The organism is Rathayibacter sp. AY1C4, from assembly GCF_002932195.1.
Lineage (GTDB): Bacteria > Actinomycetota > Actinomycetes > Actinomycetales > Microbacteriaceae > Rathayibacter.
Genome location: NZ_PSWE01000004.1, coordinates 36,388 through 58,245 on the forward strand (window position 1 = coordinate 36,388; position 21,858 = coordinate 58,245).

Here is a 21,858-nt window from a genome sequence, read left to right on the forward strand (position 1 = left end):
TGAGGGGGTAGGACGATGGTGGCCCCGCCTCCGGAGCCCGGCACGGTTGCGTTCATACTGTTCACGGCGGGGCGCCCCGAGCGCTCGCTCACGAGGGAGTGGCATGGTCAGGACGCCGAGCGCACGCGGACCGCGCGGCAGCATCGCCGCGCGCCTGTTCGCCGTGCAGCTGCTGAGCATCCTGCTGATCGCCGCAGCGGCCGTCGCGGTGCTGGCCCTCGACGCGCGGAGCCGGGCGGGCGACGAGGCCGCCCAGCGGAGCCTCGTCGTGGCGCGGACGGTGGCCGACAATCCGTTCGTCCTCGAGTCGACGGCCGGCGCGGATCCCTCCGCGAGCCTGCAGCCGTACGCCGAGGAGGTCATGCGGGACACCGGCGTCGACTTCCTCACGATCATGGCGCCCGACCGCACCCGGTACACCCACCGCGACCGCGACCGGATCGGCCTGCCGTTCCAGGGCACGATCGAGCCCGCGCTGGAGGGGCGGACCTTCACCGAGACGTACACCGGCACGCTCGGGCCCTCCGTCCGCGCCGTCGCGCCGATCGAGGACGCCGACGGCGCGGTCGTCGCGCTCGTGTCGGCGGGCGTCACGCTCTCGGCCGTGGACGCCTCCTTCGCCGCCCGCGTGCAGGTCGTCGCGTGGGGCGCGCTCGGCGCGGTCGCGCTCGGCGCGCTCGGCTCGTGGCTCCTCGCACGCTACCTGCGCCGGGTCACGGGCGGGCGGGGCCCGGAGCAGATGAGCCAGGTCTTCGCCTACTACGAGTCCGTCCTGCACTCGGTGCGGGAGGGGCTGCTGCTGGTCGACGACCGCGGCCGACTGGTGCTCGCCAACGACCACGCGCTGGAACTGCTCGGGCTCGAGGGCGTGCGGACGCCGGTGCCGGTCGCCGAGCTCGACCTCCCCGTCGCCCTGCGCGAGCTGCTGCAGGACGACGAGCCCGTCTCGGACCGCCTGGTCGTGGCCCGGGAGCGGATCCTCGTGGTGAACGAGCGGCCCGCCGCCTCCCCCGGCGCCCGCCCCCTGGGCACGGTCGTCACGCTCCGCGACCGCACCGAGCTGCAGCGGGTGAGCGGCGAGCTGGAGTCGCTGCGCACCCTCTCGGACGCGCTGCGCTCGCAGACCCACGAGTTCTCGAACCGCCTGCACACCATCGCGTCGCTGATCGAGCTCGGCCGGCCCGACGAGGCGCTCGCGTTCGCCGCCGGCGAGCTGAACCTCAGCCAGCGCCTGGCCGACCGGGTCCTCGGCTCCGTGCAGGAGCCGGTGATCGCCGCCCTGCTGCTGGGCAAGGCCGCGCAGGCCCGCGAGCGCGGCGTCGAGCTGCACTTCGAGACGCACCTCGAGCCCGGCACGCAGGGGCTGGAGCCCGGGGACCTCGTGACGGTGCTGGGCAATCTGATCGACAACGCCCTCGACGCGGCCGCCTCCTCCGCTCCGGACCGCGAGCCGTGGGTGGAGGTCTACCTCGGCCTCGCCGAGGGCGAGCTGGTGGTGCAGGTGTCGGACAGCGGCCCCGGAGTCGCCGGCACCGCCGACGTCTTCGCGCGCGGCTACTCGACGAAGGAGTCGGACGGCTTCGGCCGCGGCATCGGCCTGGCGCTGGTGCAGCAGGTGGTGGAGCGGCTCGGCGGCTCGATCGAGGTCTCGCGCCACGTCGGCGCGGTGTTCACGGTGCAGCTGCCGCTGCCCGCGCGGGTGGCGTCGTGATCCGAGTGCTCGTCGTCGAGGACGAGCCGCTGACCGCGAGCGCCCACGCCGACTACGTCCGGCGGGTCGACGGCTTCGAGGTGGCCGCGGTCGCCGGCAGCGGCGCGGAGGCGATCCGGGCGCTGCGCGCGGACCCGGGCATCGCGCTGATCCTGCTCGACATGAACCTGCCGGACATGGGCGGCCTCGACCTCTGCCGGGCCGTCCGGGCGGCGGGCCTGGACGTCGACGTCATCGCGATCACCGCCGTCCGCGACGCCGCGAACGTGCGCGCCTCCGTCGCCGCCGGCATCGTGCAGTACCTGATCAAGCCGTTCGTCTTCAGCGCGTTCGCCGCCAAGCTCGCCAGCTACCGGTCGTACCGCGAGCGGATGCACGGCGCCGACGTCGCCAGCCAGCACGAGGTGGACGGGGCCTTCGCGGCGCTCCGCACCTCCAACGCCCCGGGTCTGGCGAAGGGGCTCTCGGCGCAGACCCTCGAGGCCGTCACCGCGCTGCTGGGCCCCGTCGGCCTCTCGGCGGCCGAGCTCGCCACCCGCCTCGACATCTCGCGGGTGACGGCCCGCCGCTACCTCGAGCACCTCGCCGACTCCGGAGTGGCGGACCGCGCGCCCCGCTACGGCTCCCCCGGCCGCCCGGAGCTGGAGTACCGCCGCCGCTGAGCGCGCGTCAGGCGGCCTGCAGCGCGTCGGCGATCTCCTCCTCGATCAGGTCGTGGTTGATCGCCGCGCCCACGCGCAGCCCGTCGGCGGACGAGGCGACGACCTGAGCCATCGGCTCGACCAGCGAGCCCGCGGCGAAGACCCCGGCGACGCCGGTCCGGCCCATCGGATCGACGGCGAGGTGCCGCGCGACTCCCGACGGGTGGTCGGCGAGCTCGAGGCCGAGCCCCTCGGGGAGCCGCCCCTCGACCCGCGGGCCGACGACGAGCGCGTCGAGCTCGTGCCGCCGACCGTCGATCACCACGCCGACCAGGCGGTCGTCCTCGACGAGGACCCTCTCGACGCGGCCGGGCACCAGAGCGATCCCGCGGGCGGCCAGCGCCGCCGCCTCGTCGCCGGCGGGCGCGGGTGCGCCGTGGAGCAGGATCGACGTCCGGTCGCTGAGCTGCCGGAACATCTGCGCCTGGTGCCCGGCGAACGAGCTGCCGAGCACGCCGATCCGCCGGCCGCGCACCTCGAAGCCGTGGCAGTAGGGGCAGTGCAGGACGTCCCGTCCCCAGCGGGCGCCGAGCCCGGGGATCTCCGGCAGCAGGTCGCGGACGCCGGTCGCGAGCAGGAGGCGGCGCGCGCGGAGGATCGTGCCGTCGGCGAGGGTCGCGGTCACGCCCTCGGCACCCGCGGAGGCGCGGACCGCCTCGCCCTCGACCACCCGGGCACCGTAGCCCTCGGCCTCGGCGCGCGCCAGGCGCACCAGCTCCGTGGGCGGGACGCCGTCGCGGGTCAGCACGTTGTGGGCACCGGGCGAGGGTGCGTTGCGTGGAGGTCCGCCGTCGACGACGAGGACGTCGCGGAGACTGCGGCCGAGGGCGGTGGCAGCGGCGAGGCCGGCGAAGGAGGCGCCGAGGATCAGGACGTCGGCGGGGGCGGGGACGGACGGGCCGGTGGGGGCGTCGGTGGAGGTCATGGGTCGATGCTCCGCCGCCCCGGGGCGGGCCGCGAGGATCCGTGCCGTTCCGGCATGCGGCGCGACCGCCCGTGCCAGGATGGCGTCGTGCCCGAGACCCCGCCCGCCCCCTCCGACGACGAGATCGTCGCCGCCGTCGGACCGCGGCTCCGTCGCCTGCGCACCCGCCGCGACCGCACGCTCGCGTCCCTCGCCGCCGAGACCGGCATCTCGGCGAGCACCCTCTCGCGCCTCGAGAGCGGCGGCCGCCGCGCGACGCTGGAGCTGCTCCTCCCGATCGCCCGCGCCCTCGGGGCGCCGCTCGACGAGCTCGTCGGCGCGGCGCCGGAGGATCCCCGCGTGCACGGGCGGCCGGTGCGCCGGAACGGCATGCTCATCCAGCCGCTCAGCCGCGACGCGGGCGCGCTCCAGGCGTTCAAGCACACGCTCCCGGCCGGGCCGGTGACGGAGCCGGCGGAGCAGCGCGCGCACGAGGGCTTCGAGTGGCTCTACGTGCTGAGCGGGCGGCTCCGCCTGCGGCTCGGCGAGCACGATCTGGTGCTGCCGGCCGGCGAGGCCGCCGAGTTCGACACCCGGGTGCCGCACTGGTTCGGCCGCGCCGACGAGCAGCAGGTCGAGTTCCTCAGCCTCTTCGGCCGCCAGGGCGAGCGGATGCACGTGCGCGCGTCCACGCGCCGCTGAGCGCGGTCACGCCTCGCCGAGCACCTCACGCGCGAAGCCCTCGGTGCGCGCCCGCAGAGTCGCGATCCGCTGTGCCCGCGCCGCCTCGAGGTCGAACCCGATGTAGGCCACCGACGGGCGCCGCCGCACATTCACCGAGCACTCGAAGCGGGAGCAGACGAGCGTGCCGAGCGAGTCCCCCGCCCGCCCGGCCGCTCCGGCCTTCCGCGCCCCGAAGAAGACGACGTCGTTCGGGAGCTGCACGTCGCGGCACCACGAGCACTGCGCCCGCGAGCGCGGCAGGGCGTCGGCCTGGGTGAGCAGGACCCCGACGAGGCGCTCCTCCAGCGGCACGACGACGTAGGCGCGGCGGCCCATCCTCCGGTCGCGCCAGCCGAGGTGGTCGATGACCGACCAGTCCAGCGCGTCGAAGTCCTTCGGCAGCGCGAGATCGGCGACCTCCTTGCGGGAGGCGTTGACGAAGGACTCGCGGATCTCGGTCTCGGTCAGTGGCTGCATAGCGCTTCCGAGCCTAGGCCGGGATCAGCCCAGGTGGGCGACGGCCTCCTTCGGAGCCTGAGCGAGGAACTCCTCCTTCTTCACCCGGATCATCGCGACGGCGACGACGGAGGCGACGACCAGCCCGATCGCGGCCGCGACGAAGACCGCGGAGTAGCCGTCGACGAAGGCGACCGGCGACTGCTGCTCACCCGCGACTCCCGCGTAGAGGGTCGTGAAGATCGACAGCCCGATCGAGCCGCCGATCTGCATGGCGGCGTTCGCGGTCGCTCCGGCGGCACCGGCGTCGTGGGCCGCGACTCCGGTGAGCGCGAGATTCTGCAGCGGCACGAAGACCATCGCCATGCCGACGCCCAGGAGGATCAGCGCGGGCAGCACCTCGAGGAGGTAGCCGCCGTCGGGGGTGATGCGGCTCAGGTAGAGGAGCCCGGCCGCCGCGATCAGCGGGCCGACGATCATCAGCACGCGCGGGCCGATGCGCGGCAGCAGCTTGGCGGCGACTCCGGCGACGATCATGATCGTCACCGTCATCGGCAGATTGGCCAGGCCCGCCTCGAGCGGCGGCAGGCCCAGGACCAGCTGCAGGTGCAGGGTCAGGTAGAGGGTGGAGCCGATCATCACGCTGCCGACGATCGCCTGGACCAGGAAGGCTCCGCCGCGGACGCGGTCGGCGACGATGCGCAGCGGCAGCGACGGGTGGTCGGAGCGGGCCTGGATCCGCACGAAGAGGGCCAGCAGCAGCACGCCGACGAGGAGGAAGCCGAGGGTGTCGACGCGGAGCCAGCCCTGCTCGGCGAGGGTGAAGCCGTAGACGACGCTCGCGAGCCCGAGCGCGACGGTGATCGTCCCGGCGACATCGAAGCGGTTGCGCCCCTCCGCGCGGCTCTCGGTGACGAGCAGCTGGCCGGCGATCGCGCCGACCACGACGACGGGGACGTTGACGAGGAGGCACCAGCGCCAGTCGGCGAACTCGGTGAGCAGCCCGCCCAGCACGAGGCCGACGGCGGCGCCCGCTCCGGCGACCGCTCCGAAGACGGCGAAGGCCGTGCCCCGCTCGCGGCCGGAGGGGAAGGAGACGGTGAGGAGGGCCAGAGCGGCCGGAGCGAGCAGCGCGGCGAAGGCGCCCTGCAGCCCGCGGGCGGCGATCAGCTCGGTGCCGGAGGTGGCGAGGCCGCCCCAGGCGGAGGCGGCGCCGAAGCCGATCATCCCGATCAGGTAGGTGCGCTTGCGGCCGGTGTAGTCGGCGATGCGGCCGCCCAGGAGCAGGAGCGCGCCGAACGCGAGGGCGTAGGCGGTGACGACCCACTGGCGCTCGACGTCGGTGAGGCCGAGGTCGGCCTGTGCGGCGGGGAGCGCGATCGTGACGATGGTGCCGTCGAGCACGACGACGAGCTGCGTGAGCGCGAGGATCACGAGCACCCACCAGCGGCGGGCGGAGGAGGGAGCGGACGGGGAGGGCATGGCGGCCTTTCACACGGAGCGGAGCGGGACCGGCGGGTCCGGATCCGAGCCGCGTCATCGGGGCCGAACCACCCCAACCAGTTGGTTGGGCGAAGAAGAGTGTATCGTTCGAGCGCCTGGAGGTGAACCATGGAGCCGACATCCGATGCGGCGCTGCCCGCACGCGAGCGGATCCTCCGCGCCGCCTCCGTCGAGTTCGCCGCCCACGGCTTCGCGGGCGCCCGGGTCGACCGTGTGGCCGCGGCGGCGGGTCTGAACAAGGAGCGGCTCTACGCCTACTACGGCGGCAAGCGCGGCCTGTTCGTCGCGACCGTCGTCGAGGCGCTCGGCGCTCTCGACGAGACGCTCCTCGCCGAGGCGGCGGACCTCCCCGACCTCGCGGGCCGCATGTTCGACCATGTGTGGGAGCACCCGGAGTTCCTGCGCCTGCTCACGTGGGCGCGCCTGGAGGGAGCCGGCGTCTGGGAGGAGGCCGGCGAGCAGCTCGGCGGGGTCCCCGCCCCCGAGGCCCGGGTCCTCGAGTGGCAGCGCACCGGCGTCGTCGACGCGAGCTGGTCCGCCGACGACCTCTTCATCGCCCTCCTCGGCCTCTGCGAGATCTGGCACCTCACCCCCTTCGCCTCCCGGGGCGGGGAGAAGACGCGCGACCGCCGCCGCGCCTTCGTCGTGCACGTCGCGCAGCTGGTGGGCGCACCGCGCTGAGGCCGACCCCTCCCCCGGCAACGGAAGCGACGTCGGCATCTCCGATCCGGACGCGGTGGACGGGGCGGCTCATCCCTCCGAGCCGGAACCCGACGGATCGGAGGAGACTGGGAGGTCCCGCGGATCCGGCTTCGGGACGACCCCTTCATCACCCGGAAGGACCGCGCCCGCCGCGCGCTGAGCCTCGTCCTCGAGGAGGAGTGATTCGAAATCGCCGGGCGCGCACGGCATCTCCGCCCCGATCATGTACATCTCCTCGACAGCGCCGGTGACGAAGCTCGCCCGCAGCACCGGTCCGCCCTGCCCGTAGACCGTCGGGCGCGGAGTCGAATCGGTCACTCTCACCGTCATCCCCAGAGACTCCCAGTAGTCCGCGACCTTCCGCGCATCCCCCTCGACATCGGTGCCCGCCGGGGCCCACCAGGCGTAGCTGTAGCTCGCACCGCTCACCCGGTCGCCGGGGCCGCACACATCGGGCCTGGCCGCGCCGCTCCGCGGCCACCACCCCTCCACATCGAGCCGCCCCGCGGAGTCCCGCACGAACTCCACCACCCGATCCCGACCCTCCCGAGGACTCATCGTGCTCACCGGTCTCGCCTCCTTCTCCGTTGCACAAGCGGTCATCGACATCACGAGCAGAGCGGCGACGGTCAGCGCGACGCCCGTCCGCTGAGGAGAGCCTCTACCCGCCATGGGAGGCTCCCACGACCGCCTTCTGGAAGGCGGTCGGTCCGAGCGGCCGGTTCTCGGTCAGCAGGTCGAGTCGCCGGGAGACGGCCCACGCCGCGTTCTGCAGGGACTCGGTGTTCGTGTCGAGATACCCCGCGAGATCGCCGTCGTCGCTCTTCAGCGCAGCGTGATCCGTCACGATCCTCCCGGCGTCGCCTCCGGTCTCCACACCGAAGACGCGCGCGCCGAAGTCCTCGTCAGCGGGATCCGTGTGGTGGTTCCAGCTGAAGGCGCGGCCCATCCACGCGGCCTCGTCGCCGCTCTCGGTCTCGCCGAGGTACTTGTCCCGCGCCTGCCCCGCGAAGACGGATTCCGCGTGCAGGTCGCTCGCCTCGTCGACGCTGTCCGGGAGGCCGGCCGAGCCCAGCGTCACGACGACCCCGAGCTCGACGTCCGAGCGCGAGGCGGCGACGGCCATGACGGTGCTGCCGTAGGAGTGGGCGACGACGTTCGGCTTCGGCAGGTCGTCGCCCCGGACCGCGGAGAGCCCCTGGACAGCCGAGGCGAGTGCGGCGCCGCCGGCGACCGCCTGGTTCGAGGTGAGGACGTCCATGCCGTTCCCGCCGAGCCGCGCCATCGGCGGGGTCTCGTAGCCGATCCAGGAGACGACGGCGCTGCCGGGCGGGAGGAGCGACTGCAGATTCTGCGACGCCTTCGTCCATCGGGTCATGCTCTCCGTCGTCTGTCCCATCCCGGGGACGGCGTAGGTGACGTTCGTGGCGGTGTCGGGATCGCCGATCGAGACGGCGGCGAGCGGAGGCTCGTCGGCGGTCAGGGAGATGAGGAAGCGCGGGTCCTGACCGAGACCGCGCCGGAGCGATGCCCTCACGTCCCTCAGCGCCACCAGCTGCGACTCCACCGCCGCGAGTCGCTCCCCGTCGCCCGCCTTCCCGCGCAGGCCCGCCGCCTCGCTCCTCAGCGCCACGATCCGCGCCCTCAGCGCCCTCTCGTTCGCCCTCACCCGGGCGCGGTAGGGAACACCCTCCAGATTTCCGATCACCCCGGGCAGACCGGCGACCAGCGCCTCCTGCTGCGGCGAGAAGCGCGCGCCGTCCGTGGAGTCGAGGCTCCGCCACCAGTCGTTCACGAGGGTCGGAGCCAGTCGCCCGAGGCGGGCCGCGAGATCGGGCGACGCGGCGAGGAGTGTCGCGAGATCGTCGGACGAGAGCGCCGCGAGGGAGTCGAGCAGGCTCCGGCCGCCCCGGGGCCGCGCCAGGGTGCCGACGGCGTCGAGGACGGGAACGGAGAGCGCCGCTCCCCCGGCGGCGGTGAAGGCCAGGGAGATCTGCTCGACCCAGGTCGCGTCGGCCGCACCGATCGACAGCAGCTCGCGGAAGCCCTGGAGCACCGAGAAGGACTCGACCGGCGCCCACGAGCAGCGGTTGCCGAAGGCTCCCCAGGCGGCCAACAGATCCTGGAGCCGGGAGCGCATCGCGTCGTCCGCCTGCCGGGTCTGCGAGACGAACACGTCGAGACGCTCGGGGTCGGCGGAGGTCGTGCCTCCCGAGGCGGAGCCGCCCGGGGACGTGCGGGGCACCGACCGGGGGGAGAACAGCGCACGGATCGGCGGAGGCACGACCGGCCGATCGGACGGCGGCCGGTCGACGACCTCGTCGACTCCCGCCGCGAGGGCCGCGATCGGATCGAGGCGGCGCTGCTGCTCGCGCTCGTCCGCCCGCCGCTCCCAGGCCGCGTACTCCTCCCGGCGCCGACGCTCCTCCTCGGCCTTCCTCGCCACGAGCCGCACCGTGTCGGCGAGCTCGTGCAGCTCGGCGCTCAGCCGACCGCGGTTCTCCCTGTCGCAGAGGCGGACCCGGCGGAACAGCTCGGCGTACGCGCCGCGGAACTCGCCCAGTGCGTACTCGGCAGCGACGGACCTCAGCAGCTCCTGGGAGGCGAGCGCCTCCGCCGCCTCGTCCGAGGCACGGACCAGCTCCGCCGCTGCTGCATGGTCGAAAGAGAACAGGGTCATCGCCTCCTGAGTGAGAACATCTCAGGAAATGTAGAACGACCACGACGGCGTCGGCACCGGGTGGCGCGAGACGGCGCGCGGTCAGCGCGCCCGCGCCGCGTCCGGCGGCACGCAGAAGTGGCGCGGACCGCATCGGTCCGCGCCACTCGTTCAGATCACGCGGCTCACTCGGCCGCGGTCAGCCGCTCCAGGTATCCCGCGAACGCACGCAGGTCCTCCTCGGGCCAGGCGCTCAGCGCCTCCTGCATCCGCTGCCGCTGACGGCCGCCGAGGTCGCGCATCCGCTCGCATCCGGCCGCGCTGAGCGAGAGGAACCGCGCTCGGCCGTCGGCGGGATCGGAGGTCATCTCGACCAGGCCCAGCTCGGCGAGCTGGCGGGCCTGGCGGCTGATCGCGCTGCGGTCGACCCCGAGCCGCTCCGCCGCGGCGCCGGAGTGGACCGGACCGCAGCGCTCGAGGATCCGCAGCAGCCGCAGTCCGAAGGGCGGCAGCGCCGGGTCGATCGACGCCGCCGCGTCCCGGACGGCGAGGCGCACCTGGACGGCGAGCACGGTGATCTGCTCCTCGACCTCGTGCAGCGCCTCGGCCGAGGGCGCGGCGGCGGGCATCAGGAGCGCTCGATCACGTCGACGGAGCCGGTGGGAGCGGCGTGCCGGGCGTGCCCGACCGGCTCCTCCTGCCGCTCCTCGTCGGCGTGGCGGCCGTGTCCGACGGGAGTGGCCTCGCGACCCTCCCGGGCGTGCGTCGCGTCGTCCGTCCGCCTGGCCTGGCCGACGGGGCGGAGCGCCGCCTGGCCGTCCGAGGCGGCGATGAGGGCGTCCTCCGCGGCCTGCAGCGGAGTGGTCGGCTCCGCCTTGAGCTGCACCGCGTTCTTCGAGCCGAGGCTCACGTTCGGCAGGAGGACGACGGCGATCAGCGTGACCACGGCGAGCGGGATGCTGTAGAGGAACACGTCGCCGACGCCGATCCCGTAGGCGCTCTCGACCACGACGCGCACGGCGTCGGGCAGGGTGGCCGGCTGCGGGATCGTGCCGCTGCCCAGCGCCTGCGCGGCGAGAGCCTGGTCGGCGGGAGCGAGCCCCGCGATGCCGGTCTTGATGCGGTCGGCGATCACGGTGCCGAGCATCGAGCCCAGGACCGAGACTCCGACGGTGCCGCCGAGGCTGCGGAAGAACGTGACCGCGCTGGTCGCGACGCCGAGGTTCTTCACCTCGATCGAGTTCTGCACCACCAGGACGAGGTTCTGCATCAGCATGCCCAGGCCGGCGCCGAGGACGGCCATGTAGATCCCGACGAGGACCAGGTCCGTGTCGTAGCGGAGGGTGCTGAGGAGGGAGGTTCCGATCACGGCGAGCACGCCGCCGCTGATCATGATCGCCTTCCACTTGCCGGTGCGCGAGATGATCCCGCCGAAGATCGTCGAGGCGATCAGCAGGCCGGCCATCATCGGGATGGTGAGCAGGCCCGACTGGGTCGGCGTGGCTCCGCGGGCCAGCTGCATGTACTGCGCGAGGAAGACGGCGACGCCGAACATCGAGACGCCGACCGAGATGCTCGCCACGACGGCGAGGCTGAAGGTGCGGTTCTTGAACATCCCCATCGGGATGATCGGCTCGGCCACGGTGAGCTCGGTGATCACGGCGGCGATCAGCAGCACGACGGCGCCGCCGACCATGACCGCGGTCTCCCACGAGGCCCAGTCGAAGTTCTTGCCGGCGAGGGAGACCCAGATCAGCAGGAGCGAGACTCCGCCCGCGATGAGCACGGCGCCGAGGTAGTCGATCCGCACCTTGCGCTTCGGGTGCGCGGGGAGGCGGAGGGTCATCTGGAGGAGGACGATCGCGACGATCGCGACGGGCATCGCGATGAAGAAGTTCCAGCGCCAGCCGAACGCGTCGGTCACGACGCCGCCCAGGAGCGGGCCGCCGACGGTGCCGATCGCCATCACGCCGCCGAAGAGGCCGGCGTACTTGCCGCGCTCACGGGGGCTGATGATGTCGGCCATGATGATCTGGCTCAGCGCGGCGAGTCCGCCGGCGCCCAGGCCCTGGAACACGCGGAAGACGATCAGCATGTTCGTGTCCTGCGAGAAGCCGGCCAGGGCGGAGCCGATGACGAACAGCCCGAGGGCGAGCTGGATCAGCAGCTTGCGGTTGAACAGGTCGGCGAACTTGCCCCAGAGCGGGGTGGAGACCGTGGTCGCGAGCAGGGTCGCGGTGACGACCCAGGTGTAGGCGTTCTGGTCGCCCTTGAGGTCGGAGATGATCCGGGGCAGCGAGGTCGACACGACCGTGCCCGCGAGGATCGAGACGAACATGCCCAGCAGCAGGCCGCTGAGCGATTCGAGCACCTGGCGGTGCGACATGGCGCCGTCCGGCCCGGCGGGGGCGTGCGGCGCGGTGGTTCCGCGCGATGCGGCGCGGTGTTCGGGGTATGACATGGGCTCCTCTTCAGCACGGCGGCGGTTCTAGTTGACTGCGATCAACTATTGACCGAGAGCAACTATATAGCCGGGCGTCACGAATCTCCAGTGGCACTCTGCTGCCGTCCAGGCGCCGCTCCGGCCGCGCCTATCCTCGGAGCATGGACAACATCGATCGGAAGATCCTCGATCTGCTGCGCCAGAACTCCCGCGCGGGCTACGGCGACATCGGCGGCGTGGTCGGGCTCTCCGCCTCCGCGGTGAAGCGCCGCGTCGACCGACTCGTGGCCGACGGCGTGATCCGCGGCTTCACGATCAAGGTCGACCCCGCGGTCGACGGCATGGCCACCGAGGCCTACGTCGAGCTCTTCTGCCGCGGCACCGTCGCTCCGGACGAGCTCCGCCGCATCCTCTCCGCGGTCCCCGAGGTCGTCGACGCGGGCACGGTCACCGGCTCCGCCGACGCGATCGTCCACATCCGCTCGCGCGACATCCCCAGCCTCGAGCTCGCCCTCGAGAAGGTCCGCATCGCGCCCAACGTCGACCACACGCGCTCCGCGATCGTCCTCTCCCGCCTCATCCAGCGCAGCGAGGCCTGACGGATCGCGCCACCTCCTCGACGCGCGTCGCGACCGCCTGGTACTCCATACCTGTATGGTGAATCCAGGAGGGCGAGCATGAGCGACAGGGAACAGGCCGGTACGGCGGCACGACGGAGACGGCGCATCTGGCTGATGCTGCCGGCACTGTTCGTCGGCGTCCTGGCCGGGCACCTCGTCGCGACCGCGGTGGGCGCCGAGGATCCGTGGGACGTCGTGGTCACCGCCGCCGTCGCGGCAGCGGTGGCGTCCGTCGTCCTCGCCCTCGTCGACCGGCGGCGCTGAGCCCTCCCTCCTGGATCGGAATCCGAGGGAGGGAACGACGATGGAACGACAGAGGACGAGCACGGCACTGGTCGCGGCGGCGGCCGCTCTGCTGGCGGTGCCGCTGTTCACAGCGCAGGCCGCGCACGCCGAGCCGGCGAGGCAGGAGACGAGCAGCCGGGTGCACCTCGAGGCACGGGGCGGATCGGCGTCGACGGTGACCTTCGACGTCACCGACGGCACGCGGATCGTCGAGCTGGCGGGCGGCGGGGTCGGCTTCACGGACGGCGCCGAGACGTCCGACGCACTCCCGGAGAGGATCGACGTCGGACGCGGCCGCACCGTGTCGGGCCACTGGTCGATCGACGACTCCGACACGCTCACCTTCCACTTCGCCCCGGACTCGGCGTCCCGCTCGGCGGCGGGCGGCCTGCACCTGAACAGCGACTGGAGCTCGCCCGAGTGGGGCCACTGCGTCGCCGGGAGCGGCGTCAGCGGTGCCGCGACCGGCGGGGTGATCGGCGCGATCTCCGGTCCCGGCGCGATCGCCTCCGCGACCGGCGGGCTGCTCGCGGGGATCATCGGCGGAGCGATCACCTGCTGAGCGCCGCCTCCTGAACGACCCGGATCAGGCGGGCGCGTCCGCTGCGGTGTGGACGCGCTCGCCGCCGATCCAGGTGCCCAGCACCCGGGTGTCCCCGATCGCGCGGAGGTCGCCGGCGAAGGGATCCCGGTCCAGCAGGGCGAAGTCCGCCGCGAGTCCCACGGCGATCGAGCCCGACTCGCCGTCCAGGCCGTTCACCCACGCCGAGCCGGCCGTGGAGGCGGAGAGGGCGGTGGCGAGGTCGAGGCGCTGCTCCGGGAGGAACACCTCCTCGCTCCACCCCGGCTCGCGCTCGGACGGCGCCGAGAGCCGGTTCACCGCGACGTGGATCGCGGCGAGCGGGTCGGGCGTCGACACCGGCCAGTCGCTCCCCGACGCGAGCACCGCGCCCGAGCGGAGCAGATCGCCGAACGGGTACTGCCACGAGCCGCGCCGCTCACCGAGGAACGGCAGCGTCAGCTCCACCATCTGCGGCTCCGCCGAGGCCCACAGCATCTGCAGGTTCGCCGCGACGTCGAGCGCACGGAAGCGCGGCAGGTCGTCCGGATGCACGACCTGCAGGTGCGCGAGATGGTGGCGGTTGCCGCGGCGCCCGTTCGCCTCGATCGCCCGCTCGACCGCGTCCAGGCACTCGCGCACGGCGCGATCGCCGATCGCGTGGAAGTGCACCTGGAACCCGGCCGCGTCCAGGAGCGGCACGGCCTCGTTCAGGAGGCGCGGGTCGACCATCGAGAGGCCGTCGCCGTGACCGTGGCCGCCGTGCCCGTCGAGGTAGGGCTCGAGCATCGCCGCCGTGAAGTTCTCGGCGACCCCGTCCTGCATGATCTTGACGGTCGTCGGAGCGAAGCCGTCGGCGGCGAGCGCCGCGCGCCGCTCGACGAGCTCCGGGATCTGCTCGACGCCGCGGCCCCGGTCCCACCACAGCGCACCGCGGACGCGCCCGGTCAGCTCGCCGCTCAGCGCCGCGCGGCGGTACACCGGACCGGGGTCGCCCACATCGCCGTAGGAGCCGATGATCGCGTCCTGCCACGCCGTCACTCCGAACGAGTGCAGGGTCTCCTGCCCGAGGAGCAGCGCCCGGTGGAGCTCGTCCGCGCTCGCGGGCGGGAGGTGGCGGCGGACCGCGTCCATCGCCCCCTCGTGCAGGGTGCCGGAGGGGGTGCCGTCGGCCAGGCGCTCGATGCGGCCGTCGGCGGGGTCCGGCGTCGTGCGGTCGATCCCCGCGAGGCGCAGTGCGGCGGAGTTGACCCAGGCGCCGTGCCCGTCGGCGTTGGTGAGGAAGGCGGGCCGGTCAGGGACGACCGTGTCGAGCTCGCGGGCGGTCGGGGTGCCTCCGGGGAAGTCGGGCAGGTTCCAGCCGCCGCCGAGGATCCACTCCGCTCCGCTCTCCCGAGCCGCGTACTCGGCGACCGTCGCCAGGTGCTCAGCGGGCGACCCTCCCGCTCCGAGCCAGCAGCGCAGCAGCGCGGCGCCGCCCCAGACCGGGTGCACGTGGGCGTCCTGGAAGCCGGGGACGAGCATCCGGCCCTCGAGGTCGACCACCTCGGTGCGCGGCCCGATCAGGTCGGAGGCGTCGGCGCCGACCGCGACGATCCGCCCTCCGACGACAGCGACGCCGTGCGCTCGGGAGCGCACGGCGTCGGCGGTGAAGACGGCGCCGCCGGTCAGGACGAGATCGGCGGCGCGCACGGGTTCAGAAGCCCGCGGGAGCGAAGGCCTGCGTCATCTGGGAGAAGAGCGACACCGTCCAGCCGATCGCGATGAGGAACGACACGACCACGACGCCGAGGAAGACCCAGAGCGGGAGGAGGCCGCCGCCGGTCACGCGCTTCACGACCACGCTGCGGCCGATCACGTAGACGTAGGGAGCGGCGAGGAAGGCCCACGCCCAGTGGAACGGACGCTGCAGGCCGGCTCGCTTCAGCTGGCGCCAGTCGAGGAAGGCGAAGACGACCTCCGCCGCGTAGATCAGGAAGCCGACGACCTGGAGCACGCCGAGGCCGACGAGGTAGGCCGTCGACATCCCCATCGAGGAGCTCGGCCCGTAGGTCGAGGCCATCGACGAGTCGACGATCGCGCTCGGCGGGAGGAGGAAGATCGACAGCGCCGAGAGCAGCGGCAGGAGGACCACCACCCAGATCCACGGGGTGGACGTGACGATGCTCGTGTCACGCTGCTGCACGGGTGCTCCGGGAGCCGCGGAGTAGGCCGGGTACTGCGGCTGCTGCTGGTTGTAGGGCTGCTGCGGCTGCTGGCCGTAGGGCTGCTGGCCGTACCCCTGCTGGCCGTACTGCTGGGGAGCCTGCTGGCCGTAGCCCTGCTGCGGCTGCTGCTGGCCGGAGGGCTGCTGCGGCTGCGGCTGCTGACCGGCGCCCTGCTGGCCGTAGCCCTGCTGCCCGTAGCTCTGCTGCCCGTAGCTCTGCTGCGGGTCGGCGGACGACGGCTGCTGCGGATACCGACCCGAGGCCGACTGTCCGTAGCTCGTCGCCGCTCCGCTCGACGTCTCCCCGTAGGCGGGACGCTCGGCGGGCGGCGCGGGCGGAGTCGGTGCGGTCGGCGGAACGGGAGTCGCGGCGGCCTGCGCCGACCCGCTCCCGGCCGGGGCGGTGGGAGTGGCCGCCGGCGCGTCGCGGAGCGACTCCGTCCAGCCGGTCCCGTCCCACCAGCGCTGACGGGACGAGCCCGCCGGGTCCGGGTACCACCCGGCGCGGGGTCCGGAGGCCTCGCCGCCCGTGCTCGCGCCCTGGTCCGTGCCGGTTCCGTTGTCGTCCGTCATGGCGTCCTCCACTCCCCTCCGGGCGTCTGCCCGCGATCTCGGACCACCGTAGCGCCGCGACACGATGCGTGGCCTGAGGGCGGGCTGATCGCGCGCTGTCCGAGCGCTGTCCGCACCGGCAGGCGCCGGAGGCCGCCGACCGCCAGGATGGACGCATGCCCCACCTCCTCCGAGCCCGCGCCGCCCTCTTCGACATGGACGGGACGCTCGTCGACTCGACGGCCGTCGTGGAGACCATCTGGGGTGCCTTCGCCGAGCGCTTCGCTCTCGACCACGACGCGGTGCTCGGCGCCGTTCACGGTGTCCGCGCCGCCGACAGCGTCCGCCGCTTCGCCCCGGCCGGCAGCGACGTCGACGCGATCGTCGCGGAGCTCGACGCGTACGAGCTCGAGCACACCGAGGGCACCGTCGAGATCCCCGGCGCGACGGCGTTCCTCGCCTCACTCCCCCGCGAGCGCGTCGCCCTGGTCACGTCCGCGAGCCCGGCGCTGGCGGCCGCACGTCTGGCTGCGGCGGGCGTCCCCTCCCCCGACACCGTCGTCACCGCGCACGACGTCGCGAACGGCAAGCCTGCTCCCGACGGCTACCTCGCCGCCGCGGCCCTGCTCGGCGTCTCCCCCGAGGACGCGCTGGTGTTCGAGGACGCCGAGGCCGGCATCCGGGCGGGTCTGGACGCCGGCATGCGCGTGATCGTCGTCGGGAGCCACGAGAGCGCGAGCACCCGGGGTCTGCCCCGGATCGCGCACTACTCCGACGCACGCGCCGTGCTCGAGGGCGACGAGCTCGTCGTCACCCTCGGCGGGCCTCAGTAGCGGATCGCGTCGATCACCTTCACCCGCACGGCGACGATCGCCGGCACCAGGCCCGCGAGCGCGCCGACGAGGGTCGCCGCCCCGAGCCCGAGCAGCGCCGCCTCGGCCGGGAAAGGCGGGATGTCAGCGATCCCGTTGTCCTGCACGAAGGCCACGGTCCAGGGGTTGGTGACGAGGATGACCGCGATCGTCACGCCGACCACTCCGGCGACGACGGTCGCCACGACGCTCTCCATCATGATCGAGAAGAAGATGCGGCCGGAGGAGGCGCCGAAGCTGCGCCGGATGCCGATCTCGCGGATCCGCTGCCGGACGGTGACCAGGGCGATGTTGAGCAGTCCGAGCGCGCCGAGCGCCAGCACCAGGCCCGCCACGCCGCCGATCACCCAGGTCAGCACGCCGAAGGGGTCGGAGTCGTAGACCAGGTAGTCCTGCCGGTCGACCGACACCTCGAAGTCGGATCCCAGGGCGCCGGCCACGTCGCGCTCCACCGCCGCGGCGAGGGGCTCGGCCAGGTCGAGCGGCACCCACATCTCGTAGTTCGGCACGCCCTGCCCGCCGTACTGCGGGTCGGCGTCGCGGGCGACCGCCGGGTAGGCGTCCGCGAGCATCATCATCGACGGATCCGTCTCGAACTGCGAGGAGGGAGTCACGCCGACCACCACGCCCGTGACGTCGCGCTCGGAGCCGAGCAGGGTGACCACCGGGTGGGTGCGCAGATCCGGGCTCCCGATCCGCTCCCAGAAGCGCTCGTTGACGACGAGGGCGGGAGCGAGGCGCTGGGAGTCGCGGGCGGTGAACCAGGAGCCGTCCACGATCTTCAGCCGGTGCATCTCGGCGAAGGGCTGGTCGACCGCCTGCACCGCGACGTCGACGGCGCCGTCGGCGAACTGGACGCGCGCGCTGCCGTAGGTCGAGCGGCTCGCGTAGGTGATGGAGTACCGCTCGAGCGCACCGGTCCACGCGGCCTGGAGTGCGTCGGCATCCACCTCGGCGGTGCCGGTGCCGGAGGGGTAGGCGGAGAGGAAGAGGCTCGCCGGGCGCCCGCTGGAGCGCTCGGCCTGCTCGATGCTGGCCTGGCGGGCGATGCCGCCGGCGGCGACGACCGCGGTCAGGGCGGCGACGGCCACCGCGACTCCGATCAGCGAGAGCAGCACGCGGCCGCGGTGGATCCGCAGCTCGGTCCACGCCTCGACGATCGCGCCGGCGATCCCGACGAGCACGCGCATCAGAGGACCCCCGCCTCGGCGACGGGGCCCGCATCCGCGGTCGAGCCCAGTCGGCCGTGGTCGAGCCGGTAGTGGCGCTCGGCCCGCGCCGCGATGGCCGGGTCGTGGGTGATGGTGACCAGCGCGGAGCCGGACTCGCGGGCGATCTCGTCGAGCAGGCCCATCACGCTCTCGCCGGTGTCGGTGTCGAGGGCGCCCGTCGGCTCGTCGGCGAGGATCAGCCGCGGTCGGCGCACCAGGGCGCGGGCGATCGCGATCCGCTGCTGCTCGCCGCCGGACATGCGCCCGGGCATCGAGTCCACGCGGTGCCCGAGGCCGACCCGCTCCAGCATCTCGGCCGCGAGGTCGCGGCGGCGCCAGAACTCCGATCCGGTCGCGTAGAGCAGCGGCGTCATCACGTTCTCGCGGGCGGTCCGCCCCTCCAGCAGGTTGAACTGCTGGAAGATGAAGCCGATGCTGCCGCCGCGGATGCGCGCGCGGGCCCGCGAGGACAGGGTCTCGGTGGGAGCGCCCTCGAGCAGCATCCGCCCCTCGGTGGGCTCGTCGATGAGTCCGAGGATGTTGAGCAGCGTCGACTTGCCGGAACCGCTGCGGCCCACGACCGAGACGTGGTCGCCCTCGCCCACCTCGAGATCGACTCCGTCGAGGATCGTCAGCGGCGGCGCGTCGGGCAGCGGGACGACCTTGCGGATCCCCTCGAGCCGGAGGATCGTCACGAGCAGAAGACCGAGCCGTCGGGCTGCGCGATGCAGTCGCCGCCCAGCTGGACGTCGGGAGCAGCCTCCTCCGCGCCCGGCACGAACTGCAGGAGCTCGGCGCCCTCCTCCACTCCGCCGGTGATCTCGACGGAGCTGCCGTCGGTGAGTCCCAGCGTCACCGGGACCTCCTCGGTGCTGCCGTCGTCCGCCCGGCGGAACACGACGCCGGACTGGGCGGTGCCCTCGACCGCGGTGGTCGGCACGACGAGGACGTCCTCCGCCTTGCCTCCCGCGAGCGTCACCGAGGCGGCGAGCCCGGGGAACACGGTGACCTCCGTCGGCACCTGGCAGGTGAAGCTCGTGCCGGAGCCGCCGGTGGAGGTTCCACCGCCGCCGCCGTCCGTCGCTCCGCCGGTCGTGCCGCCCTCGCCGGCTCCGGCGAGAGGGGTGCTGATGGTGAGGTCGGTGCAGGTGAAGCCGGCGGGCCCGCCGGTGATCGCGACCTGCGCCTCCGTCGGCCGGTTCTGGATGCGGTAGAGCTGCTGCGCGTCGATCGTGCCGGTGACGGCGTAGCTCGGCGGCGCGACCTGTCCGGTCACCTCGCCGACCGTGACGGCCTGGTCGTGGATGACGCCGAGGGCGCTGAGGGTGCCGCCGGTCGCGGCGTAGACCCGCTCGAAGCGCACGGAGGGCTCCTGCTGGGTGAGGGTGACGGCGCCGTCCGGGCCGGTCGTCTCGACCGGGTCGCGCGGAGTCTCGACGCGGATGTCGTAGATGAGATCGCCCGACGCGACGGCCGCGCCCTGCTGCACGTAGACGTCGTCGACCGTTCCGGCCGCCGTCGCCTTCAGCGGCACGGCGGGGTCGGCGGCGACGGTGCCCTGGAGGGTGAGGTCGTTGGTGACCGTGCCGCGGGCGACCGTGACGGTCGGCTCGGTGATCTCACCGGTCGGCTGCGTCGGATCGGCCTCGGCCGCGCCGTCCGGGAAGAACGCGATCTTCACCAGGGCGATGCTCGCCGCTCCGATGATGACCATCCATACGATCGGGAACACCCAACGCCGAACCGCACCCATCAAGTCCCCCGACTCCGCTTCCAGGGCGCTCCGCCGTGGGGCGCCGGAGGCAGCCTATCCGGCGGGGAGGTCGCGTCACGGACCGTGGCGCGCCCGTCAGCCGGCGAGCGCCGCGACGATCGAGGCGACGCGGCGCGCCCTCGTCTCGGCGGCCTTCGCGCCCTCGACAGACGTGACGTGGGCCTTCCGCGCGCTGGGCGAGAGCGCGGCGAAGCGCTCCGCAGCGCCCGCCGAGGCCAGCGCGGACGCCAGGTCCTCCGGCACGACGACCTCGCGCGGCGCGGTGTCGAGCTCGATCACGACGTCGATCGCGTCACCGCCGGCGAGCTGCGTCTCGCGGCGCTTCTCGGCCGAGAACGGGATGAGCGCGCGTCCGCCCATCGCTCCGACCGTGCTGGTGAAGCGGTAGCCGTTCACCGTCACCGCGACGGCGGGACGCTTACCGCCGCCGAGTGCCTCGAGGACCTCGGGCGGCACCTCGATGCCGGTGTTGTTGCCGATCTGGAAGAGCGTCGCGGTGAACTGCACGAGGCGATGATGGCACGGACTCCCGCGTGTCGCGCGGCCGATCGCCGTACGGACGCGGAGGGCCGTCGACTCGATCCTCGTCGACCTTCCGTTCACGGATCCGGAGCGCTCGAGGGCGTTCTCCCCGGCGCTCGGCCGGACCCTGGATCTCCTTTTCAGCCCTGAATCCTCTGTTCAGCGGCGACGCCGCCTGCTCCGTCGCCTCCGAGCACGTGTCCGCGATGCTCCTCCCGCACCCCTCCTTCTCGACCTCCAGGTCGAAGGAGATCGTCGACGCGCGCTCCCAGGTGCAGGGCCTCTTCGCGGTGAGCGTCGGCAGCCGGGAGGAGGTCGGCGAGGTGCTCGGGAACGGGCCGGCCTCCGGCGGCGCCGAGCCGGTCGCGGTGCAGGACCTCGGCTCCATGCGGGCGCGCGGCCTCGAGGACCCTGACGGCCACGTCCGGGAGTCCCTGTACACGGATCCGGCCGCGGCCGAGGCCGGTCCGCCCCGGCAGTGAGGGGTCGGCGCGCTCAGCAGGAGCGGGTGTCGGGGTCTCCGAGCGAGGAGCGCACGGCGTCGACCGTCATCCTGCCCTCGGGGTCGAGCCGGGCGAGCATGCGCGACATGATGTCGGCCAGCTGCGGGATCTGGTCGGCGTCGAGCGGATCGATGACGTCGGCCAGCACGGTCGCGACGTGACCGGGCGCCGTGTCGACGATCTTCTGGAGGCCGGCGTCGGTGAGCACCGCGTTCGTGGCGCGGCCGTCGGAGGCGCAGGGGCGGCGCTCGAGGTAGCCGCGGGCGACGAGGCGGGTCACCACGTGCGAGAGCCGGGGCAGGGTCGCGTTGGTGCGGGCGGCGAGCGTGGTCATCCGGAGGGCGCGGTCGGGCGCCTCGGACAGCATCGCCAGCGTCAGGTACTCGAAGTGCGTGAGCCCCGCGTCGCGCTGCAGCTGCGTGTCGAGGGCGCCCGGCAGCAGTTCCACGACCGCGATGAAGCGCAGCCAGGCGTCGAGCTGATCGGGCGTCAGCCAGCGTGTCTCGGGCGCACTCATCCCCCCACCCTACCCACTACTTGCCGCGACAAGTAAGTCCCCCCGCGCCTCGTTGAGCCGCGTCCCGGGGCTCCGTCGGGAGGCCGACCCGCGCCAGCCTGATCTCACCATCCCCGCGAGCACCGCCCCCGAGGCGAACCAGCGATCCGCGTACCAGCGGATCGCTGCAGCCGTACGCACCCCGCCCTGCAGAACGCACCCCGTCGAGAAGCCGACCGCGCCACACAGAATCCACACCATCCCCGCGAGCACCGCCCCCGAGGCGAACCAGCGATCCGCGTGCGAGCGGATCGTTGTAGCCGAACGCCCCCGCTCCTCAGAACGCACCCCGTCGAGAAGCCGACCGCGCCACACTCGATCCACACCATCCCCGCGAGCACCGCCACCGAGGCGAACCAGCGATCCGCGTACCAGCGGATCGCTGTAGCCGAACGC

Annotated in this window: 23 protein-coding genes; 9 read left to right on the plus strand and 14 right to left on the minus strand. The window is 73.5% G+C overall.

Translation table 11 applies throughout. The features are described 5' to 3' along the window. The first annotated feature begins 103 nt into the window (after positions 1-103). Together C5C99_RS02955 and C5C99_RS02960 are read left to right on the plus strand one after the other, a co-directional pair. Entirely contained in the window at positions 104-1,711 is a 1,608-nt protein-coding gene (locus C5C99_RS02955; RefSeq protein ID WP_104233114.1) for a sensor histidine kinase, read from the plus strand. Then, positions 1,708-2,373 carry a response regulator gene (locus C5C99_RS02960; RefSeq protein WP_104223809.1) on the plus strand — a complete coding sequence of 222 codons (666 nt, stop codon included), beginning with the start codon at positions 1,708-1,710 and terminating at the stop codon, positions 2,371-2,373. The genes C5C99_RS02955 and C5C99_RS02960 overlap by 4 nt, the downstream gene beginning before the upstream one ends. A 7-nt stretch (positions 2,374-2,380) precedes the next feature. Here the strand turns inward: C5C99_RS02960 and C5C99_RS02965 are convergent, their stop codons facing one another. Then, positions 2,381-3,337, minus strand: coding sequence for an NAD(P)/FAD-dependent oxidoreductase (locus C5C99_RS02965; RefSeq protein ID WP_104339575.1), 957 nt, complete (start codon positions 3,335-3,337; stop codon positions 2,381-2,383). An 87-nt stretch (positions 3,338-3,424) separates the two neighbouring features. On the opposite strand from C5C99_RS02965, the gene C5C99_RS02970 reads away from it, so the two are divergent. After that, positions 3,425-4,018: a helix-turn-helix domain-containing protein gene (locus C5C99_RS02970; protein WP_104283164.1), complete on the plus strand. Its 594-nt coding sequence runs from the start codon at positions 3,425-3,427 to the stop codon at positions 4,016-4,018. Between the two features lie 6 nt (positions 4,019-4,024). Here the strand turns inward: C5C99_RS02970 and C5C99_RS02975 are convergent, their stop codons facing one another. Beyond that, entirely contained in the window at positions 4,025-4,516 is a 492-nt protein-coding gene (locus tag C5C99_RS02975; RefSeq protein WP_104222848.1) for an FBP domain-containing protein, read from the minus strand. A 24-nt stretch (positions 4,517-4,540) separates the two neighbouring features. Further along, positions 4,541-5,977 (minus strand): MFS transporter, encoded by a 1,437-nt coding sequence (locus tag C5C99_RS02980; protein ID WP_104222849.1) that lies wholly within the window; start codon positions 5,975-5,977, stop codon positions 4,541-4,543. A 129-nt stretch (positions 5,978-6,106) separates the two neighbouring features. On the opposite strand from C5C99_RS02980, the gene C5C99_RS02985 reads away from it, so the two are divergent. Beyond that, positions 6,107-6,679, plus strand: coding sequence for a TetR family transcriptional regulator (locus C5C99_RS02985; RefSeq protein ID WP_104233110.1), 573 nt, complete (start codon positions 6,107-6,109; stop codon positions 6,677-6,679). A gap of 69 nt (positions 6,680-6,748) precedes the next feature. Here C5C99_RS02985 and C5C99_RS02990 read toward each other — a convergent pair whose 3' ends face one another. The 4 genes from C5C99_RS02990 to C5C99_RS03005 form a co-directional block, all read right to left on the minus strand. After that, positions 6,749-7,231 (minus strand): hypothetical protein, encoded by a 483-nt coding sequence (locus C5C99_RS02990; RefSeq protein ID WP_146078788.1) that lies wholly within the window; start codon positions 7,229-7,231, stop codon positions 6,749-6,751. Between the two features lie 130 nt (positions 7,232-7,361). After that, complete coding sequence (locus C5C99_RS02995) at positions 7,362-9,380, minus strand: alpha/beta hydrolase (RefSeq protein ID WP_104339576.1); 2,019 nt, start codon at positions 9,378-9,380, stop codon at positions 7,362-7,364. A 164-nt stretch (positions 9,381-9,544) separates the two neighbouring features. Then, positions 9,545-9,988 (minus strand): MarR family winged helix-turn-helix transcriptional regulator, encoded by a 444-nt coding sequence (locus C5C99_RS03000; RefSeq protein WP_104222853.1) that lies wholly within the window; start codon positions 9,986-9,988, stop codon positions 9,545-9,547. Beyond that, a complete protein-coding gene (locus C5C99_RS03005) occupies positions 9,988-11,745 on the minus strand; it encodes an MDR family MFS transporter (protein ID WP_104273714.1) in 1,758 nt (585 codons plus the stop codon). The genes C5C99_RS03000 and C5C99_RS03005 overlap by 1 nt, the downstream gene beginning before the upstream one ends. 218 nt (positions 11,746-11,963) lie before the next feature. Between C5C99_RS03005 and C5C99_RS03010 the strand changes: the two genes are divergently transcribed. From C5C99_RS03010 to C5C99_RS03015, 3 genes are all read left to right on the plus strand, one after another. Then, positions 11,964-12,401 (plus strand): Lrp/AsnC family transcriptional regulator, encoded by a 438-nt coding sequence (locus C5C99_RS03010; protein WP_104222855.1) that lies wholly within the window; start codon positions 11,964-11,966, stop codon positions 12,399-12,401. Between the two features lie 78 nt (positions 12,402-12,479). Further along, the gene (locus C5C99_RS16710; RefSeq protein WP_146076614.1) at positions 12,480-12,686 is read left to right on the plus strand and encodes a hypothetical protein; all 207 of its coding nucleotides are present in this window, start codon (positions 12,480-12,482) and stop codon (positions 12,684-12,686) included. Positions 12,687-12,726: 40 nt separating this feature from the next. Further along, positions 12,727-13,269, plus strand: a complete 543-nt coding sequence (locus C5C99_RS03015; protein ID WP_104222856.1) for a hypothetical protein — start codon at positions 12,727-12,729, stop codon at positions 13,267-13,269. A gap of 24 nt (positions 13,270-13,293) precedes the next feature. Here C5C99_RS03015 and C5C99_RS03020 read toward each other — a convergent pair whose 3' ends face one another. Further along, the gene (locus tag C5C99_RS03020) at positions 13,294-14,958 is read right to left on the minus strand and encodes an amidohydrolase (RefSeq protein WP_104339577.1); all 1,665 of its coding nucleotides are present in this window, start codon (positions 14,956-14,958) and stop codon (positions 13,294-13,296) included. A gap of 4 nt (positions 14,959-14,962) precedes the next feature. Next, on the minus strand, positions 14,963-16,045 hold the full coding sequence (locus tag C5C99_RS03025) for a DUF2510 domain-containing protein (protein ID WP_146082421.1): 1,083 nt from the start codon (positions 16,043-16,045) through the stop codon (positions 14,963-14,965). A 155-nt stretch (positions 16,046-16,200) separates the two neighbouring features. Here C5C99_RS03025 and C5C99_RS03030 point away from each other — a divergent pair, with 155 nt between their 5' ends. After that, complete coding sequence (locus tag C5C99_RS03030; protein ID WP_104237636.1) at positions 16,201-16,857, plus strand: HAD-IA family hydrolase; 657 nt, start codon at positions 16,201-16,203, stop codon at positions 16,855-16,857. Here the strand turns inward: C5C99_RS03030 and C5C99_RS03035 are convergent. The 4 genes from C5C99_RS03035 to C5C99_RS03050 form a co-directional block, all read right to left on the minus strand. Further along, positions 16,851-18,086, minus strand: a complete 1,236-nt coding sequence (locus C5C99_RS03035) for an ABC transporter permease (RefSeq protein WP_104246910.1) — start codon at positions 18,084-18,086, stop codon at positions 16,851-16,853. The genes C5C99_RS03030 and C5C99_RS03035 overlap by 7 nt on opposite strands. Then, positions 18,086-18,802 carry an ABC transporter ATP-binding protein gene (locus C5C99_RS03040; protein ID WP_104246911.1) on the minus strand — a complete coding sequence of 239 codons (717 nt, stop codon included), beginning with the start codon at positions 18,800-18,802 and terminating at the stop codon, positions 18,086-18,088. The genes C5C99_RS03035 and C5C99_RS03040 overlap by 1 nt, the downstream gene beginning before the upstream one ends. Continuing rightward, complete coding sequence (locus tag C5C99_RS03045) at positions 18,799-19,821, minus strand: efflux RND transporter periplasmic adaptor subunit (protein ID WP_104246912.1); 1,023 nt, start codon at positions 19,819-19,821, stop codon at positions 18,799-18,801. The genes C5C99_RS03040 and C5C99_RS03045 overlap by 4 nt, the downstream gene beginning before the upstream one ends. A 135-nt stretch (positions 19,822-19,956) precedes the next feature. Next, on the minus strand, positions 19,957-20,388 hold the full coding sequence (locus tag C5C99_RS03050; protein ID WP_104246913.1) for a YdeI/OmpD-associated family protein: 432 nt from the start codon (positions 20,386-20,388) through the stop codon (positions 19,957-19,959). A gap of 212 nt (positions 20,389-20,600) precedes the next feature. On the opposite strand from C5C99_RS03050, the gene C5C99_RS03055 reads away from it, so the two are divergent. Next, positions 20,601-20,885, plus strand: coding sequence for a VOC family protein (locus C5C99_RS03055; protein ID WP_104339578.1), 285 nt, complete (start codon positions 20,601-20,603; stop codon positions 20,883-20,885). Between the two features lie 13 nt (positions 20,886-20,898). Here C5C99_RS03055 and C5C99_RS03060 read toward each other — a convergent pair whose 3' ends face one another. Next, complete coding sequence (locus tag C5C99_RS03060) at positions 20,899-21,423, minus strand: MarR family winged helix-turn-helix transcriptional regulator (protein ID WP_104246915.1); 525 nt, start codon at positions 21,421-21,423, stop codon at positions 20,899-20,901. Between the last annotated feature and the right edge of the window lie 435 nt (positions 21,424-21,858).

What these genes read in the sequence shown, in the direction of transcription:
- C5C99_RS02965 (WP_104339575.1), bottom strand. Translation starts at nt 3,337, where the DNA reads ATGACCTCCACCGACGCCCCCACCGGCCCGTCCGTCCCCGCCCCCGCC.
- C5C99_RS02975 (WP_104222848.1), bottom strand. Translation starts at nt 4,516, where the DNA reads ATGCAGCCACTGACCGAGACCGAGATCCGCGAGTCCTTCGTCAACGCC.
- C5C99_RS02980 (WP_104222849.1), bottom strand. Translation starts at nt 5,977, where the DNA reads ATGCCCTCCCCGTCCGCTCCCTCCTCCGCCCGCCGCTGGTGGGTGCTC.
- C5C99_RS03030 (WP_104237636.1), top strand. Translation starts at nt 16,201, where the DNA reads ATGCCCCACCTCCTCCGAGCCCGCGCCGCCCTCTTCGACATGGACGGG.
- C5C99_RS03010 (WP_104222855.1), top strand. Translation starts at nt 11,964, where the DNA reads ATGGACAACATCGATCGGAAGATCCTCGATCTGCTGCGCCAGAACTCC.
- C5C99_RS03035 (WP_104246910.1), bottom strand. Translation starts at nt 18,086, where the DNA reads ATGCGCGTGCTCGTCGGGATCGCCGGCGCGATCGTCGAGGCGTGGACC.
- C5C99_RS03025 (WP_146082421.1), bottom strand. Translation starts at nt 16,045, where the DNA reads ATGACGGACGACAACGGAACCGGCACGGACCAGGGCGCGAGCACGGGC.
- C5C99_RS02955 (WP_104233114.1), top strand. Translation starts at nt 104, where the DNA reads ATGGTCAGGACGCCGAGCGCACGCGGACCGCGCGGCAGCATCGCCGCG.
- C5C99_RS16710 (WP_146076614.1), top strand. Translation starts at nt 12,480, where the DNA reads ATGAGCGACAGGGAACAGGCCGGTACGGCGGCACGACGGAGACGGCGC.
- C5C99_RS03015 (WP_104222856.1), top strand. Translation starts at nt 12,727, where the DNA reads ATGGAACGACAGAGGACGAGCACGGCACTGGTCGCGGCGGCGGCCGCT.
- C5C99_RS03000 (WP_104222853.1), bottom strand. Translation starts at nt 9,988, where the DNA reads ATGCCCGCCGCCGCGCCCTCGGCCGAGGCGCTGCACGAGGTCGAGGAG.
- C5C99_RS02985 (WP_104233110.1), top strand. Translation starts at nt 6,107, where the DNA reads ATGGAGCCGACATCCGATGCGGCGCTGCCCGCACGCGAGCGGATCCTC.
- C5C99_RS02995 (WP_104339576.1), bottom strand. Translation starts at nt 9,380, where the DNA reads ATGACCCTGTTCTCTTTCGACCATGCAGCAGCGGCGGAGCTGGTCCGT.
- C5C99_RS03045 (WP_104246912.1), bottom strand. Translation starts at nt 19,821, where the DNA reads ATGGTCATCATCGGAGCGGCGAGCATCGCCCTGGTGAAGATCGCGTTC.
- C5C99_RS03005 (WP_104273714.1), bottom strand. Translation starts at nt 11,745, where the DNA reads ATGTCGCACCGCCAGGTGCTCGAATCGCTCAGCGGCCTGCTGCTGGGC.
- C5C99_RS03060 (WP_104246915.1), bottom strand. Translation starts at nt 21,423, where the DNA reads ATGAGTGCGCCCGAGACACGCTGGCTGACGCCCGATCAGCTCGACGCC.